General features: G+C 64.8%; 10 protein-coding genes. 8 read left to right on the top strand and 2 right to left on the bottom strand.

The window, feature by feature from the left end; all coding sequences use genetic code 11:
- Nucleotides 1-3: 3 nt before the first annotated feature.
- Together AC1D0P_RS07470 and AC1D0P_RS07465 are read right to left on the bottom strand one after the other, a co-directional pair.
- A complete protein-coding gene (locus AC1D0P_RS07470; protein ID WP_477676145.1) occupies nucleotides 4-537 on the bottom strand; it encodes a thioredoxin family protein in 534 nt (177 codons plus the stop codon).
- A gap of 235 nt (nucleotides 538-772) precedes the next feature.
- Nucleotides 773-1489: an NUDIX hydrolase gene (locus AC1D0P_RS07465; protein WP_477676144.1), complete on the bottom strand. Its 717-nt coding sequence runs from the start codon at nucleotides 1487-1489 to the stop codon at nucleotides 773-775.
- A 151-nt stretch (nucleotides 1490-1640) separates the two neighbouring features.
- Here AC1D0P_RS07465 and AC1D0P_RS07460 point away from each other — a divergent pair, with 151 nt between their 5' ends.
- The 8 genes from AC1D0P_RS07460 to AC1D0P_RS07425 all read left to right on the top strand — a co-directional run.
- Entirely contained in the window at nucleotides 1641-2504 is an 864-nt protein-coding gene (locus AC1D0P_RS07460; protein ID WP_477676143.1) for a cysteine hydrolase family protein, read from the top strand.
- Between the two features lie 30 nt (nucleotides 2505-2534).
- Nucleotides 2535-3728 (top strand): nicotinate phosphoribosyltransferase, encoded by a 1194-nt coding sequence (pncB, locus tag AC1D0P_RS07455; RefSeq protein ID WP_477676142.1) that lies wholly within the window; start codon nucleotides 2535-2537, stop codon nucleotides 3726-3728.
- Between the two features lie 15 nt (nucleotides 3729-3743).
- Nucleotides 3744-5444, top strand: coding sequence for an NAD+ synthase (locus AC1D0P_RS07450; protein ID WP_477676141.1), 1701 nt, complete (start codon nucleotides 3744-3746; stop codon nucleotides 5442-5444).
- 15 nt (nucleotides 5445-5459) lie between these two features.
- Entirely contained in the window at nucleotides 5460-6521 is a 1062-nt protein-coding gene (locus tag AC1D0P_RS07445) for an NUDIX domain-containing protein (protein WP_477676140.1), read from the top strand.
- An 18-nt stretch (nucleotides 6522-6539) separates the two neighbouring features.
- Entirely contained in the window at nucleotides 6540-7025 is a 486-nt protein-coding gene (locus tag AC1D0P_RS07440) for a nucleoside 2-deoxyribosyltransferase domain-containing protein (RefSeq protein ID WP_477676139.1), read from the top strand.
- A gap of 332 nt (nucleotides 7026-7357) precedes the next feature.
- Nucleotides 7358-9055: a ShlB/FhaC/HecB family hemolysin secretion/activation protein gene (locus AC1D0P_RS07435; RefSeq protein ID WP_477676158.1), complete on the top strand. Its 1698-nt coding sequence runs from the start codon at nucleotides 7358-7360 to the stop codon at nucleotides 9053-9055.
- 36 nt (nucleotides 9056-9091) lie between these two features.
- The gene (locus AC1D0P_RS07430) at nucleotides 9092-9658 is read left to right on the top strand and encodes a hypothetical protein (RefSeq protein ID WP_477676138.1); all 567 of its coding nucleotides are present in this window, start codon (nucleotides 9092-9094) and stop codon (nucleotides 9656-9658) included.
- A gap of 91 nt (nucleotides 9659-9749) precedes the next feature.
- Nucleotides 9750-16200, top strand: a 6451-nt coding sequence (locus tag AC1D0P_RS07425; protein ID WP_477676137.1) for a two-partner secretion domain-containing protein, incomplete at its 3' end; no start/stop codon positions are given.

Genomic DNA, 16200 nt, shown 5'->3' with positions numbered 1-16200 from the left:
GCTTCACTGGGCCAGCAAGGCCTGGATGGTCTTTTCGGTTTCGGCATAACGTCCCTCGCCGAAATGGCTGTAGACGATCATGCCTTTTTTGTCGACGAGGTAGACGGCGGGCCAGTAGTTGTTGCTGAAGGCGCGCCAGGTGGCGTAGCTGTTGTCCTGGGCTACCGCATGTTTGACGCCCAGGCGCTCCATCGCCTCCCGCACGTTCTTGGTCGATTTTTCGTACGCGAACTCGGGCGTGTGTACGCCGACCGTCACCAGGCCTTTGTCCTTATATTTCTCATGCCAGGACTTCACGGACGGCAGGTGGTTCAGGCAGTTGATGCAGGTGTAGGTCCAGAAGTCGACCAGCACCACCTGGCCCCGCAGGTCCGCCATGCGCAGCGGCGACGAATTGAGCCAGCTGTCTATGCCGGCGAACTCCGGCGCCGCGGTGGGCGTGCGCCCCAGTGAAAAGAAAGCCGAGGCATAGGGCGTGGCACAGGCGGCGGCTGTGGCGACAGCGGCGGTGGCCAGAAATTGGCGGCGAGCGTTCATGGTCAGGTCCTTCAAGGTGGGGGTGACAGGCGGCGACGGAGGAAGTCGCCGGCCCATGCAGGCATTGGAAGGCCCTGAGGTATCCCCGGTGTGTCGTGCGCAGGGCGCTGCGTAAGGCCGGGTATCGCGGGGAGGGGTGGATACAGTGGAATACAAAAAGCCCACGAAGCGGCGCGAAGAAGCGCGAACGAGTGCGGAGGCGCGGTGGGTTTTGTTTGCTCGCTTGTGCTTTCGCTTAACTGCGCGGACTAAAAGTCCTCGGGAAATACATCACCGCGCTCCTGTCTTTGAGGCGATAGCCCATGGCTGGCCGGGGTGAGCCGACGTCCAGCAAGCCGTCTTCCTTCAAAAAGTCCGCCGCCAGCGCACGGGTGCGGAAACCGCTTTTGTCGATGGGCCGGCCCAGCACCACCTCATACATCTTCTGCAACTGCGGAAGCGTGAAGGGCTCGGGCAGGAGGAAGGCCGGGAGCGAGGTGTATTCCACCTTGCTTCGCAGTCGCTCCAGCGCGGCCTGCAGGATGTCGCCGTGGTCGAAGGCCAGCCGCTTGCGGGGCGACAGCTCGGCCACGGGATGCCATCTGGCCGGCCTGGCCTCGTCCTGCACCAGCTTCACGGCGTCGGCGGGCAGCAGTGCGAAGTAGGCGTGCGTGGCCGACCAGCCGCGCGGATCGCGCGTCTTGCCGCCCCAGCTGCCCAACTGCTCCAGGTAGGGGCTCCTGACGCTTGTCTTGTCGAGCAGCTTGCGCCTGGCGCAGGCCTCGAGCGAGTCGTCCTTGTCCACATCCACAAAGCCGCCGGGCAGGGCCCAGGCATCGGGAAAAGGTTCTTGATGACCGGTGGGCCGCTTGACCAGCAGGACCTGCAATTGCTCGTCCAGCACGCTGAAGATCACCACGTCGACCGTGGTCAGCGGTTTTTCAAAGTCCAGGTGTTTGGGTTTGGTCGCCATGTTTTTTCCGGCTCCTGTTTGACAAACTTGAATTAAGTTGTATTATGCAACTTATAAATAGGTTGTTTAGTACAACCTATAAGGTAATCCAGCAGAATCGGCGGCAGTGCAGTTAATCAATCTCAACAGAGCCATCTCAACGGAGGACAGCATGAAGAAAAACATCCAGCTTTTGATCATCGACCCGCAAAATGACTTTTGCGACCTGCCGGCCGGCTGGCTGCCCGTCGACCCGGTGACGGGGAAAGCCACATCGCCGGCCTTGCCGGTGGCGGGCGCGCATGCCGACATGCTGCGCCTGGCTACGCTGATTCGTGAAGGCTCTGCAGGCATCTCGGCGATCGGCGTGACCCTGGACTCCCACCACAGGTTTGACATTGCCCACCCGACCTTCTGGAAGACCGACGCCGGTGCGGCCGTCGGGCCCTTCACACCGATCACGGCGGCGCAGGTGCGCAAGGGCGACTACCTGCCCAAAGATGCGGCCATGCTGCCCAGAGCGCTGGCCTACATCGACGAACTCGAGCGGCGCGGGCGCTACACCCTGATGGTCTGGCCGGTGCACTGCGAAATCGGTAGCTGGGGCCACAACGTTCACCCCGCCGTGAAGGCCGCCTACAACGCCTGGGAAGACAGCCGCCTGGCCATGGTGCAAAAGATCGGCAAGGGCAGCAACCCCTGGACGGAACACTACAGCGCCATGCAGGCCGAGGTGCCGGATGAAGAAGACCCCGCGACGCAGCTCAACACGGCCCTGATCGCGTCGCTGGACCAGGCGGACCTGCTCATCATCGCCGGCGAGGCCAGCAGCCACTGCGTGAAAGCGACCACCGAGCACATCGTGGAAAACCTGCCCTCCGGCAAGACCGGCAAGGTGCTGCTGCTGACCGACTGCATGAGCCCGGTCGGCGGTTTTGAAGCCCAGCACCAGGCCTTCCTGGACGACATGGCCCATCGCGGCGCCGTGCTGTCGACCAGCGCGGAAATCCTGAAAGCCCTGCAAGCCAACGCCTGAGCGACGTTCTATCTTCATCACAAAGCCACTATGCAACCCATCATCCAAAGCCTGCTAGACACCGACCTCTACAAGTTCACCATGTGGCAGACCATGCTGCACAGGCATCCGCAGACCGAAGCCGAATACACATTTGTCTGCCGCAACCAGCCGGGCTACCCCTTGAGCGAGCTGCTGGCGGAGGTCAATGTGCAACTCGACCATCTTTGCACCCTGCGCTTCCAGCCCGAGGAACTGGCCTACCTGCGTGGCCTTCGCTTCATCAAGAGCGACTTTGTGGACTTCCTGTGCATCTTTGAATTCCAGCGCGAGTTCATCAAGGCGACGGCCGACGGCCCCACGCTGGTGATCAAGGCCGTGGGCCCGCAGGTGCACATCATGGCCTTCGAGATCTTTGTGCTGGCCATCGTCAACGAGCTGTACTTCCGCCGCTCCGACCAGGCCACCGCTTTGGCGGAAGGGCGCAAGCGCCTGCAGGACAAGATAGACATGCTGCGCGCCTTCGAGAAAGAACCCGCGCTGCGCAATCCCTTTGAGTTCTTCGACTTCGGCGTGCGGCGCCGCTTCTCGCGCGACTGGCAGACCGAGGTGGTCACCACCCTCAAGCGCGAAATACCGCAGTACTTCAAAGGCACTTCCAACGTGCTGCTGGCCAAGGAACTGAGCCTGGTGCCCATAGGCACCATGGCCCACGAATACCTGCAGACCTACCAGGCGCTGGGCATGACCTTGCGCGACTTCCAGCGCGCCGCGCTCGAGGACTGGGTGCAGGAGTACCGCGGCGACCTCGGTGTGGCGCTGACCGATGTGGTCGGCATGGACGCCTTCCTGGCGGACTTCGACCTCTACTTCGCCAAACTGTTCGACGGGCTGCGCCATGATTCGGGCGACCCGTTTGTCTGGGGCGAGAAGGCCCTGGCCCACTATGCCAAGCTGCGCGTCGACCCGCAGAACAAGCGCCTGGTGTTTTCGGACGGGCTGGACGTGCCGACCGCGCTCAAGCTTTACCGTGCCTTTGCCGCGCGCACCCAGACCGGCTTCGGCATAGGCACCAACCTGACCAACGACGTCGGGCTGGTACCGCTGAACATCGTGATGAAGCTCACCGGCGCCAATGCCAGGCCCGTGGCCAAGCTGTCGGACAGCCCGGGCAAGACCTTGTGCAACGACCAGACCTTCCTGGCCTATTTGCGCCAGGTCTTCCGTTTCCCCGCTTCAACTTAAGGGCTTGAGGACCGCATGCTCAAAATCACCGCCGCCCAACTGAACTACACCATAGGCGACCTCTCCGGCAACGTCGCCAAAATGGTCACGGCCGCCAGCAAGGCCTGGACCGACCAGTCCGACATCGTTGTCTTCTCCGAGATGTCGCTCACCGCCTATTACCCCGGCGACATGCTCGAAGAAGAGGGTTTTATGGAGCGCGTCGATGCGGCTCTGCAAGACCTGCTGCTGGCCTCCCGCCAGATCCCGAATCTCTATTGGGTGATAGGCCTGCCCGCGCGCCGCGAAGCGCCGGGCAAGAAGCTGCGCAACTCGCTGTGCGTGATCAAGGGCGGCGAGGTGCTGCTCGAATATGCCAAGCAGCTGCTGCCCACCTACAACATCTTCGACGAGCGCCGGCATTTCGAACCCGGCCAGGACGTCGCGAAAGTTCTGCGCATACGCGACGCCAAGGTGGGCGTGCTGATCTGCGAGGACGGCTGGAACGACGAAGGCCTGGACTACGCGATCAACCCCTTCGACCGCATGCGCGACGCCGCGCCCGACCTGGTGATTTCCATCAACGCCAGCCCGTCCAACATCGGCAAGCGCGAACAGCGCCACCAGATCTTCGGCGCCGCCAGCAAACGCAACCAGCTGCCCATCCTCTACGTCAACCAGGTGGGCGGGCATGACCAGCTCGTTTACGACGGCGCATCCTTCGCGGTGGAGCCGCAGGCCGGTGTGGTGTTTGAGGCCGAACGCTTCGCCGAAGACGTGACGACCCTGCGCTTCGAGAGCGGCCGATTCCTGACGCTGGCCGGGGATGAACCCGCAGCCGTTCCGGCGGAGGGGCTGCCGACCATGGAGTTCTACCGGCGCCAGATCGTGCTCGGCCTGCAGGACTATGCGCGCCGCTGTGGCTTCAGCCGCGCGGTGATCGGTTCGTCGGGCGGCATTGATTCAGCCTTGACGCTGGCACTTGCCGCTGAGGCGCTGGGCCCTTCCAATGTGACGGCCATCACCATGCCGTCGCGCTTCTCGTCGGCCGGCTCGGTCGATGATTCGGAAATCCTGTGCCGCAACCTGGGGGTTGAGTTGCTTCACCACCCGATCGCCGATATCGTGAACGAATTCACTGGCGGCTTTGAGGCGGCCTTCGGCCAGGCGCTGCAAGGCATCGCGCTGGAAAACCTGCAGGCGCGTGCGCGCGGCACCATCCTGATGGAATACTCGAACAGCTTCGGCCACCTGCTGCTGACGACGGGCAACAAGTCCGAGATCTCGGTGGGCTACTGCACGCTGTACGGCGACACCAACGGCGGCCTGGGCCTGATCGGCGACCTCTACAAAACCGAGGTGTTCGCCCTGTCGAGCTACCTCAACGACGCCGCGGGCAGGGAAATCATTCCGCAGGCCATCATCGACAAAGCGCCCTCGGCGGAGCTGGCGCCCGACCAGAAGGACGTGGACAGCCTGCCGCCTTACCCGGTGCTCGACGAAGTGCTCAAGCTCTTGATCGAAGGCCGGCGCCTGGCCGGGTGGGAGTACGAGAAAGCTTCCGCCTTTGTCGCGCAGCTGCGCCTGCAGCCCGAGGGCCTCGCGATGACAGAACGCATCAAGGGCATGATCGCCCGCAACGAATACAAACGCCGGCAGGCGCCCCCCATCATCCGTTTGCGCGCGCGGGCTTTTGGCTCCGGCCGCCAGATGCCGATTGCCGCCAAATTTAATTAGCTTCATCAGGCTCCCATGACATCAACTTCCAAACAACACGAGGTCTCGGTCTATATCGGCCGCTTCCAGATCTTTCACAACGGACAGCTTGCGCTGCTGCGGCGAGCCCTCGAAGCGGCGCCGCTATGCATCGTGGTGCTGGGGTCGGCTTACCAGGCACGCACGCCCAAGAATCCCTTCACCTGGCAGGAACGGGCGGAAATGATCCGTCTGGCCTTGCCCGAGGCGGACCGGGACAGGGTCCGTTTTCTGCCTGTGCGTGACTACTATGACCAGGAGCGCTGGGTGTCCGCAGTCAAGCACGGCGTGGCGGAACTGGTCGGCGATAAGGCCGGGGGCTCCTTGGTGCTCGTCGGGCATTTCAAGGATGCGACCAGCGAGTACTTGAAGAATTTCCCCGGCTGGACACTCGATGCCGTCGAATCGCAAGGCCGGATTGACGCCAGTGCTTTGCGCGACGCCTACTTCGGCAATGCCGGCGCCGCGCTGGAACCGGCACTCGCCGCCCTTGTGAGCCAGGCACCGGCCAGCACCGTTGCATTCCTTCGTACCTGGGCGGCCTTGCCTTGCTTCCATGAACTCGCGCAGGAGTGGGAGAGCCTCAGGCAGGAAAAAGCCAAGTGGGCCGGCTCGCCCTATGCGCCGGTTTTTGTGACGGTGGATGCGGTCGTGAAGTGCAGCGGCCGGGTATTGCTGATCCAGCGCGGGCGTTCCCCCGGCAAAGGCTTGTATGCGGTGCCGGGCGGATTCATCGAGCAGCGCGAAACCGTGTACCAGTCAGCCCTGCGTGAGCTCGAAGAAGAAACCGAGCTGCGTTTGCTGGACGGTGACATGAAAAACGCCCTCAAAGCAGTCCACGTGTTTGACCACCCGGACCGCAGCCTGCGCGGGCGCGTGATCACGCATGCCCATTTTTTCGACCTCGGTTCGCGCAGCCTGCCTGAAGTGCAGGCCGCGGATGATGCGGCGGCGGTGGAGTGGGTGCCGATCGAGAAACTGGCCGCCATGGAGGATCGCTTCCACGACGACCATTTCCACATGCTGGATTTTTTCTTCTCATTGACGGATCGCATTTGAGCGGTGCCGCGCACGGTGATGCAGCTCATCCAACCACCCACCCCGCTTTCCGCCCTGTCTCTTGACCGAGCGGTGTTCCTGGCTGGCTCCATCGACCTGGGGAAAAGCGTGGACTGGCAAGCGGAACTGGCCTTGTCTCTTGCGGATTGCCCAGGAATCTTGCTCAACCCTCGCCGAGCGCAGTGGAATTCAAGCTGGTTGGCGGAAGCCAGCTTTCCACCGTTTCGTGAGCAGGTCGAATGGGAACTGGCCGCGATGGAGGCGGCGGGGATGATCGCGTTCTACTTTGCACCGCAATCGCAAGCCCCCGTCACCTTGCTGGAACTCGGCCTTGCGGCCCGGGGACGCAAGGCCGTGGTCTGCTGCCCTCCGGGTTACTGGCGAAAGGGAAACGTCGATGTCGTGTGCGAGCACTACAACATTCCGATGGTTGCGACGCTTGACGATCTTGGGCGGGAAGTCCGGGCTTATCTGTCTTCGGTTCGCGTGTCGGCGCAGGCCTGAAGCCGCGCTCCGGCCAGGCTTTCAGTTTGGGGGTCTCCATGCCGATATCCATAGCGCTCTAAGGATCGGAGATTCCTGGGCTAACTTTTCAGACAAAAACCAACAGCCATTGCCCGCAAAAAGACGAAGTTACAGCTTTCGGACTACTTAAAAATTACACTTGCTTGCATGTCCGGCAATAAGGCCCGGCAATAAAAAAAACGGAATCGGGGAGAGCGTGATTGGCCAAGCCACACGATGACTTGGGTAGATCACTCGAGGGGGTGCCGGAGCGCACCCAACAATTTGTCAAAACACACCGCGGCGCACGCAAGCTCGTCGCCGGCGTGGTCATGGCCGTCCTGGCCGGCCATGTGTGGGCCCAACCCGCGCCACTCAGCACTGCCGACCAGGAACAGCGCCGTGCCGAGGAGCGTGAGCGCTTGCTGCGCGAGCRGCAGGAGAAGGGACGTGATGAGCGTGCTCCACCGCCGCCTCAGCCCGAGGCCACCAAGCTGCCCGCCGCCGAGTCGCCCTGCCTGCCAATCCGCGAACTGAAACTGCGAACCCTTGCGGGCGAGCCAGCCGAGCTGGCATCGCAGTTCGCGTGGACGCTGGATGCGGCGGCGGGGCCCGATGCAAACGATGCGCCGCTGGGCCGCTGCCTGGGCACCCAGGGCATCGCCATCGTGATGAAGCGCGTGCAGAACGCCGTCATCGCCCGCGGCTACGTGACCACCCGCGTCCTGGCCGAGCCGCAAGACCTGAACACCGGCATCCTCACCCTCACGCTGGTCCCCGGCCGCATACGCGCCATCCGGTTTTCCGAAGGCAGCGATACACGCGGCAGCGCCTGGACGGCACTGCCCGCGAGGCCCGGCGACCTGCTCAACCTGCGCGACATCGAGCAGGGCCTGGAAAATTTCAAGCGCGTGCCCACGGCCGAGGCCGACATCCAGATCGAGGAAGCAAAGACTCCCGGTGCCCGGCCCGGCCAGAGCGACCTGGTCATCAGTTACAAACAGGCTTTTCCGTTTCGCCTCTCGGTGTTTGCCGACGACAGCGGCTCCAAAGCCACCGGCAAATACCAGGGCGGCATCACGCTGTCCTATGACAACTGGTGGACGCTCAACGACCTGTTCTACGTCTCGCTCAACGCCGACCTGGGCGGCGGTGACCCAGGCGGCCGCGGCACGCGCGGCAGCACGGTCCACTATTCGGTGCCCTTCGGTTACTGGACGCTGGCCGCCACCGTCAGCGACAACCGCTACTTTCAAAGCGTCGCCGGCCTCAACCAGGACTATGTTTACCGCGGCACCAGCAGCAACGCCGAACTCAAGCTCTCGCGCCTGGTCTATCGCGACGCCAGCCGCAAGAGCACCGTCAGCCTCAAGGCCTTCCAGCGCCGCTCCAACAACTTCATCGACGACACGGAAGTCGAGGTGCAGCGCCGCGTGGTCGGTGGCTGGGAACTGGGTGTCGGCCACAAGGAGTTCATAGGCCAGGCCACGCTCGAAGGCAACCTGGCCTACAAGCGCGGCACCGGCGCTTTCGGCTCGCTGCCCGCGCCCGAAGAGGCATTTGGGGAAGGTACCTCGCGCTTTGCCGTGATCAACGCCGACGCCAACCTGCAGCTGCCTTTCAAGCTGGCCGGGGTCGGCCTGCGCTACAGCGCCGCCTGGCGCCTGCAGCAGAATCGCACGCCCCTAACCCCGCAAGACCGCTTTTCCATCGCCGGGCGCTATACCGTGCGCGGCTTCGACGGCGAGTYGTCGCTGAGCGCCGAACGCGGCTGGCTGCTGCGCAATGAACTCAGCACCGCGCTGGGCGAGACCGGCCAGGAGGTTTACATCGGCCTGGACCACGGCGAAGTCGGCGGCCCCAGCAGTGAATTCCTGGTGGGCAAGCACCTGACGGGCGCCGTCATCGGCGTGCGCGGCAGCTTCAAGAAAGTGCAGTACGACATCTTTATCGCCGCACCCGTCAAAAAACCCGAACTCTTCCGCACCGCCGGCAGCACTTTGGGCGTGAGCCTGAGCGCCAGTTTTTAGCCGCCTGTCATTAAATTATTTTCAGACTGAAAAATTATGATCAAAAACCTGTACCGCATTGTCTTCAACACCTGGCCTGGCCTGCAGACATGCCGTCGTGTCACTCTCGGTCTTCATTCTGTGATCCTTGGCTCCATGCTGGGCTGTGCGTCTTACTCAACCGGAAAACTGGATGCCGAGCAGTCGGTCAACGCTGCAAAAGTGAGGGTGTTCAGGCCTGTCGCCATTTTTATGTACCCCGGAAAGTCCTGTTATCTGAGTGGCAGTCCTGGCGAGATAAAAACGCTGTCGCTTCCTTTTGCGAAGAAGTTGACGGTGGGCATGCCGTCTACAGAAGATATGCCCGACACATACGATGAATTCCTGGTCCCAGGCAACAGCCCGTTGACAGTGCGGATGTGGATCAGGAATCCCGGCGCCCGATTCCAATGCGATCCCGGTGCGGTGGCGTTTACCCCGGAATCTGGAAAGAACTACGACACGGCCCTTATTCTGGAGTCAGGCTATTGCCACATCCGCGTTCGCGAACTCGTAGAAGGCTCTCCTGGAAAAGCCTTGCCGCAGCCTCTGCGCGTCATGCCCGCCACGCGATGTCCCGATTGACCTCTTACCTTGATCACGACCGATGCTGTCCAGGCTACCGGCGTCACGGCCGGCATCAGCCTGAATTACTACTTCTTAGCCCCATTTCTCTATGAACCAGCACCTGCACCGCATCATCTTCAACGCCACACGCGGCCAGCGTATGGTGGTGGCCGAAACCGCCAGCGCGGGGGGCAAGGCCGCGGGCGGTGAAACTTCGGGCGCAGTGGCCTCGCCGGGCTTGTCTGTGCAACTGCACCCGCTGCGCTTTGCCATGCTCACCGCGCTGGGCATGGTCTTGTGGCTGCAGCCCGCCGCGTTCTCGACAGTGCATGCCCAAATCGTCGCGGCCCCCGGCGCCCCCGCCAACCAGCGCCCCACGGTGCTGCAGACCGCCAACGGCCTGCCGCAGGTCAACATCCAGACGCCGTCGGCCGCGGGTGTCAGCCGCAACACCTACAGCCAGTTCGACGTCCAGCAAAACGGCGCCATCCTCAACAACAGCCGCACCAACGTGCAAACCCAGCTGGGCGGCTTTGTCGGCGCCAACCCCTGGCTGGCCACCGGCCCGGCCCGCGTCATCCTCAATGAAGTGCAGTCGGCCAACCCCAGCCAGATCCGTGGTTATGTTGAAGTGGCCGGCCAGCGCGCCGAAGTCATCATCGCCAACCCGGCCGGCATCAACGTCAACGGCGGCGGTTTCCTCAATGCCAGCCGTGTCACGCTGACCACCGGCAGCCCGGTGCTGAACGGCGGCGCGCTCGAAGGCTTCCGGGTGCAGGGCGGCAATGTTAGCGTGGGCGGCGCCGGGCTGGACACCAGCACAGCCGACTACACCGCCATCCTCGCCCGCGCTGTGCAGGTCAACGCCGGCATCTGGGCGAAAGAACTGCGTGTGGTCACGGGCGCCAACGACATTGATGCGGCGCAGCACAGCGCCACGCCCATCGCAGGCGCGGGCCCAGCGCCCAGCTACGCCGTCGACGTCGCCCAGCTGGGCGGCATGTATGCCGGCAAGATTTACCTGGTGGGCACGGAAACCGGCCTGGGCGTGCGCAACGCCGGTGTCATTGCCGCCACCGGCGGCGACCTGGTGCTGCAGGCCAACGGCTGGCTCACCAACACCGGCAGCCTGCAGGCGGCCGGCAACACACAGCTAGCCACCGCGGGCGCGATCAGCAACAGCGGCACCGTCTATGCCGGCGGCAACACCACACTGGCCGGCCAGGGCGGCATCGGCAACAGCAGCACCGGCATCATTGCCGCGCAGGGCAACACCAGCCTGCAGGCCACGGGCGCGTCCATCAACTCCGCGGCGGGCTCCGTGCTCGCGGCCGGCATGAACACCGACGGCACGCTGCGCGTCGGCGGTGACCTCGCTGTGGCGGCTTCGGGCGCCGTGGCGCTGAACGGCCAGGCCCTGGCGGGCGGCAATGTCGCGGTCTCGGGCTCACAACTCAACCTGGCCGACGGTAAGCTGGGCGGGCAGAACCTCTCGCTGGCGGCCAGCACCGGAAACATCGACGTCAGCCGTGCCACCGTCAACGCACAAGCCACGCTGGGCGCCAGCGCGGCGCAAACCCTGCGCACCGATGCGGCCGTCATCTCGGCCGGCCAGCTCAAGCTCACGGCCAAAGACATCTCCAACGCCGGCGGCGAGATCGTGCAGACCGGCACGGGCAACACCACCATTGCACTCACATCGCCCACCGGCACGCTCAACAACAGCGCGGGCCGCATCGCCACCAACAGTCAGAACCTGACCCTCTCCGCGCCCACCCTCAACAACACCGGCGGCAGGATAGAACATGCCGGCGGCGGCACACTGGCCATCAGCGCCACCACCTTGAATGGTGACGGCGGCACCATCGTGAGCACGGGCGCGGCCAGCCTCTCGGCCGCCACCTTGAACCACAACAACGCCACGCTGTCGGCCAACAGCCTCACCGTGGCGGCCGGCACGCTCAACAACCGCGGCGGCACCTTCAGCCAGAGCGACCTGGGCGCGGCCAGCGTCACGGCCACCGGCGCCATCGACAACAGCGCGGGCAAGATCCTCAGCAACGGCAACACCACCGTCAGCGCACAAAGCCTCAACAACCAGGGCGGAGTGGTCCAGGCCACGGGCACCTCCAGCCTGGGCATCACCACCACGGCGGCGCTGGACAACAGCGCCAACGGCCAGGTCGCCGCCGGCGGCGCAGCCACCCTCAACACCGGCACCCTGGACAACAGCGGGGGCAAGGTCACCGCGGGCGGCAGCCTCACCGCCACTGCCGGCGGCGCCCTCACCAACGTCCAGGGCCTGCTGGCCGCCAACGGTGCGGCCACCTTCACGGCCGCCAGCCTGGACAACAGCCGCGGCGTCATCGCCTCCGTGCAAAACAACGCAAGCGTCACCACCACGGGCGCCACCACCAACGACAGCGGCCGCATCGAGGCCGCCGGCGACGTCACACTCGCCAACGCAGGCCTCAGCAACAGCAAGGCCGCGGGCCAGGCCACGGCGGGCAGCATCACCGGCCGCAACATCGCCATCAACGCCGGCGGCCAAAACCTCAACAACGCTTTCGGCACCATCGCCGCCGCGCAGGGCGCCACACTGCAGACTGGTGCGCTCAACAACAATGCCGGCCTGATCCAGGCCGGCGCGGCGCTGGGCATCAACACCGGCGGCCAGGCGCTCACCAACACCAATGCCGCTTCCTATGCCGGCGGCGCGGGCGGCATCACCTCGCAGGGCGCGATGACGCTCGCCACCGGCGATCTCAACAACGCGGCCGGCTTTATAGGCGCCAAGGGCGCGCTCACGGCCAATACTGCCGCCGTCGGCAATACCGCGGCGGGCCAGATCGTCAGCGAGTCCTCGCTCAACTTCAGCAGCACCGCCTTCGACAACCGCGGCGGGCAGGTCCAGGCCCTGGGCGATGCCGGCATCAACACCGGCACTGGCGCCATCAACAACGCGGGCGGCCTGTTGCGCAGCGCCGACACCGCCACGCTCAGCGCGGGCAGCGTCATCAACAGCAATACCCTGGGCGCCAACCTGGGGCTCGAAGGCAACAACGTCGCCATCACGGCCGGCGCCATCAGCAACGACAGCGGCGCGATCCGCACCAGCACCAACGCCACGCTGACCAGCGGCGGCAGCCTCAACAACACGGCGGGCCTTGTCAGCGCAGGCAACACCGTCACCGTGCAAGACACCGCCGCCAGCCCGGCCGCGCGCACCCTGGCCATCACCAACACCGGCGGCACCTTTGTGGCCGGCCGCTCGCTGGCCGCCAGCGCCGCCAGCCTCAACGGCACCGGCAGCCTGCTGTCGCAGCAGGATTTGTCGCTCTCGCTGGCCGGCGATTTCAGCAACACCGGCACCATTAGCGCTACCGGCAACAACACGGTAGCCGTCACCGGCACCCTCACCAACAGCGGCAAGCTGCAGGCCGGCGCCACGCTGGACGTGACGGCGGCGACGATTGACAACACCGCAACCGGCGAGATGACCGGCACCACCACCAAAATCACCGCCACCGCCGCTAACACCCTGATCAACCGCGGCCTGATCGACGGCGTCGACACACAGATCAACACCGTCACGCTGAACAATCTCGGCACCGGCCGCATCTACGGCAACACCCTCAGCATCGCCGCCACCACCATCAACAACGACGCCGAAACCGTGGGCGGCGTCACCACGGCCGCCACCATCGCCGCGCGCCAGCGCCTGGACATAGGCGCGACCACCATCAACAACAGCAACGGCGCGCTGATCTTCAGCGCCGGCGACATGGCCATAGGCGGCAGCCTGGACGGCAGCCGCCGCGCCACCGGCCAGGCGACGCTGATCAAGAACGCCTCCGCCACCATCGAATCGCTGGGCGCCATGGCACTGGCGGCCAGCAGCATCCAGAACACCAACCCCTCGTTCAGCTACACCCTCAACACCACTGGCCCAGTCAGCAAGATGGACATGGTGGCGAGCGACGGCACGGTTCGCGCAAGCACCGATTTCGCCTGGACCACCACCGGGCAGCAGGGCAGGTTCATCGCTTCGACGGCCCCGGGTTTCCCCGTCATCGGCGGCCTGTTGCCGGGCAGTCCCTACGCCGCGCCCATCTACAAGACCTATTACGAAGGCCCCAACGCCTTTGAGGCCGAAGCCACCACGCCGCCCTCGGGCGACAACAACAACGGCGCCTACTTTCCCGACGTGCTGAACTACCAGAACACCGACCCGGTCTGGGCGTTGTTCGGCATGGCCAACCCCGCCAACACCACGCCCGGCCCGCGCCCCACGCGCACCTGGGTGGGCAGCCAGGACCAGGGCTCATTCGTCGACCCCACACCCCAGGAACTCGCTGCCTGGCAAACGGCATCTGCCCCGTGGCAGGCGCTGCAAGTCAAGCTCAATGATTTCCGCGCCGCGGCCCAAAGTTCCCTGCTCCTCTTTTCGGTCAAGCGCGAGTACACCGAAACAGACCAGAGCGCCACCGTCAACACCGGTCGGCCGGGGCAGATCCTGAGCGGCGGCAACATGACGCTCAACGCCAGCGGCACGCTGCTCAATGACAACAGCCGCATCATCGCGGGCGGCGTGCTCACGGCCACCGCCCAGGCCGTCAACAACCAGGCCACGCAGATCACCGCGGTGCAAAGCCGCTCCGGCAGCGCCACCCGTTTTGGCATCATCGGCCAGGACTGCTTCCTGGGCTCCTGCAGCGATATCTACGGTTTCATCGTCGACCCGTATGCGCAGAACATCCCGCACACCATCGTCACTGGCATCGCCGTCGCGCAGTCCAACGCCGCCGTGCCGGGCACCGGCACCGTGCTGGCCAGCCTCACACCCGGCAGCGTCAGTACCACGCCCGGCGCCATCGGCACACCCAGCGCCGCCGCGCGCAGCGCCGGCATCGTGCAGGTCACCTCCAGCGTAGGCGCTATCGGCAGCCTGGCCGCCAATGTCCCCGTCTTGCGCACCATTGCCCCCAACCTCGGCATCCCCAATACCAGCCTGTTCCGCACCAACCCCGGCCCGGCCGGCGCCTTCCTGATAGAGACCGACCCGCGCTTCGCCAACTACCGGACCTGGCTGGGCAGCGACTACATGCTGGCCGCCTTGACGCTGGACCCCACCGTCACCCAGAAACGCCTGGGCGACGGCTTCTATGAGCAACGCCTCATCAACGAGCAGGTCGCCCAACTCACCGGCCAGCGCTTCCTCGGCAACTACAGCAGCGAAGAAGTCCAGTACAAGGCCTTGATGGACGCCGGCATTACCTTTGCCGGCACCATGAACCTGCGCCCCGGCATCGCCCTGACCGCCGCGCAGATGGCGGCCCTCACCAGCGACATCGTCTGGCTCGTCGAGCAGACCGTGACCCTGGCCGACGGCAGCACCCAGCGCGTGCTGGTACCCCAGGTCTATGTGCGTGTGCAGGCCGGCGACATCGACGGCGCCGGCACTCTGCTGGCCGGGCGCGAGCTCAACCTCAACCTGGCAGGCGACCTCAGCAACAGCGGCACCATGGCCGGCCGCACCGTCATGGCCCTCACGGCCGAGAACGTCAACAACCTGGGCGGGCGCATCAGCGGCAATGCCGTGGCCGTCACCGCGCGCACCGACCTCAACAACATAGGCGGGCAGATAGACGCCGCCAACAGCCTCAACGTGACGGCCGGGCGCGACCTCAACATTGCCACCACCACCACAGCACCCACCAGCACGCTCAGCAGCGTGGGCCCCACCGTCTCCAGCTTCACCGGCATAGACCGCGTGGCCGGCCTCTACATCACCAACCCCGGCGGCACCTTGCTCGCCAGCGCTGGGCGCGACGCCAACATCGTTGCCGGCGTCATCCAGAGCCAGGGCAGCGCCCAGTTGCAGGCCGGCAACAACATCAACCTGAACACAGTCACCAAGTCCGACAGCGTCGACGCTACCCGCGACGAGCGCAACTACACCCGCTTCTCCCAGAGCCAGGACGTCGGCAGCCAGATCAATGCCACCGGCAACCTGAGCCTCGTCGCCGGCAAAGACATCAACGCCACCGCCGCCAGTGTGACCAGCCAGCAGGGCGCCCTGGTCGCCAGCGCCGGCAACAACGTCAACATCAATGCCGGTAAAACGCAGAGCTCGTTGGCGACCGCCACCTTTGTGGAAGACTCGGACGCGTTCAGCTCGGGCAGCACTGAAGTGCGGCAGAGCGCTTCCGCCGACAAGGCGATCAGCTCATCCCTGAGCGGCAACACCGTCACCGTGGTGGCCGGTAATGACATCAACGTCAAAGGCTCCAGCGTGGTGAGCGATACCGGCACCACCCTGGTGGCCGGCAACAACCTCAGCATTGAGGCCGCCACCAACAGCAGCAGTTCGGCCTCTTTCCAGGAAAGAAAACAAAGCGGCCTGCTCGATGACGGCGGCGGCATCAGCATTGGCACGCAAGAGCGATCYACGCAGCAGAAGGCGCAAGGCACCAGCGCCGCGGCCAGCACCGTGGGCAGCATCGCCGGCAACGTCACCCTGCAAGCCGGCGAGGCCTACAAACAGGTCGGCAGCGACG

The sequence above is a fragment of the Polaromonas sp. P1_G2 genome (assembly GCF_056405515.1).
Note: the sequence above shows the minus strand (reverse complement) of the source record. Positions and strands in the feature narration are given on the sequence as shown.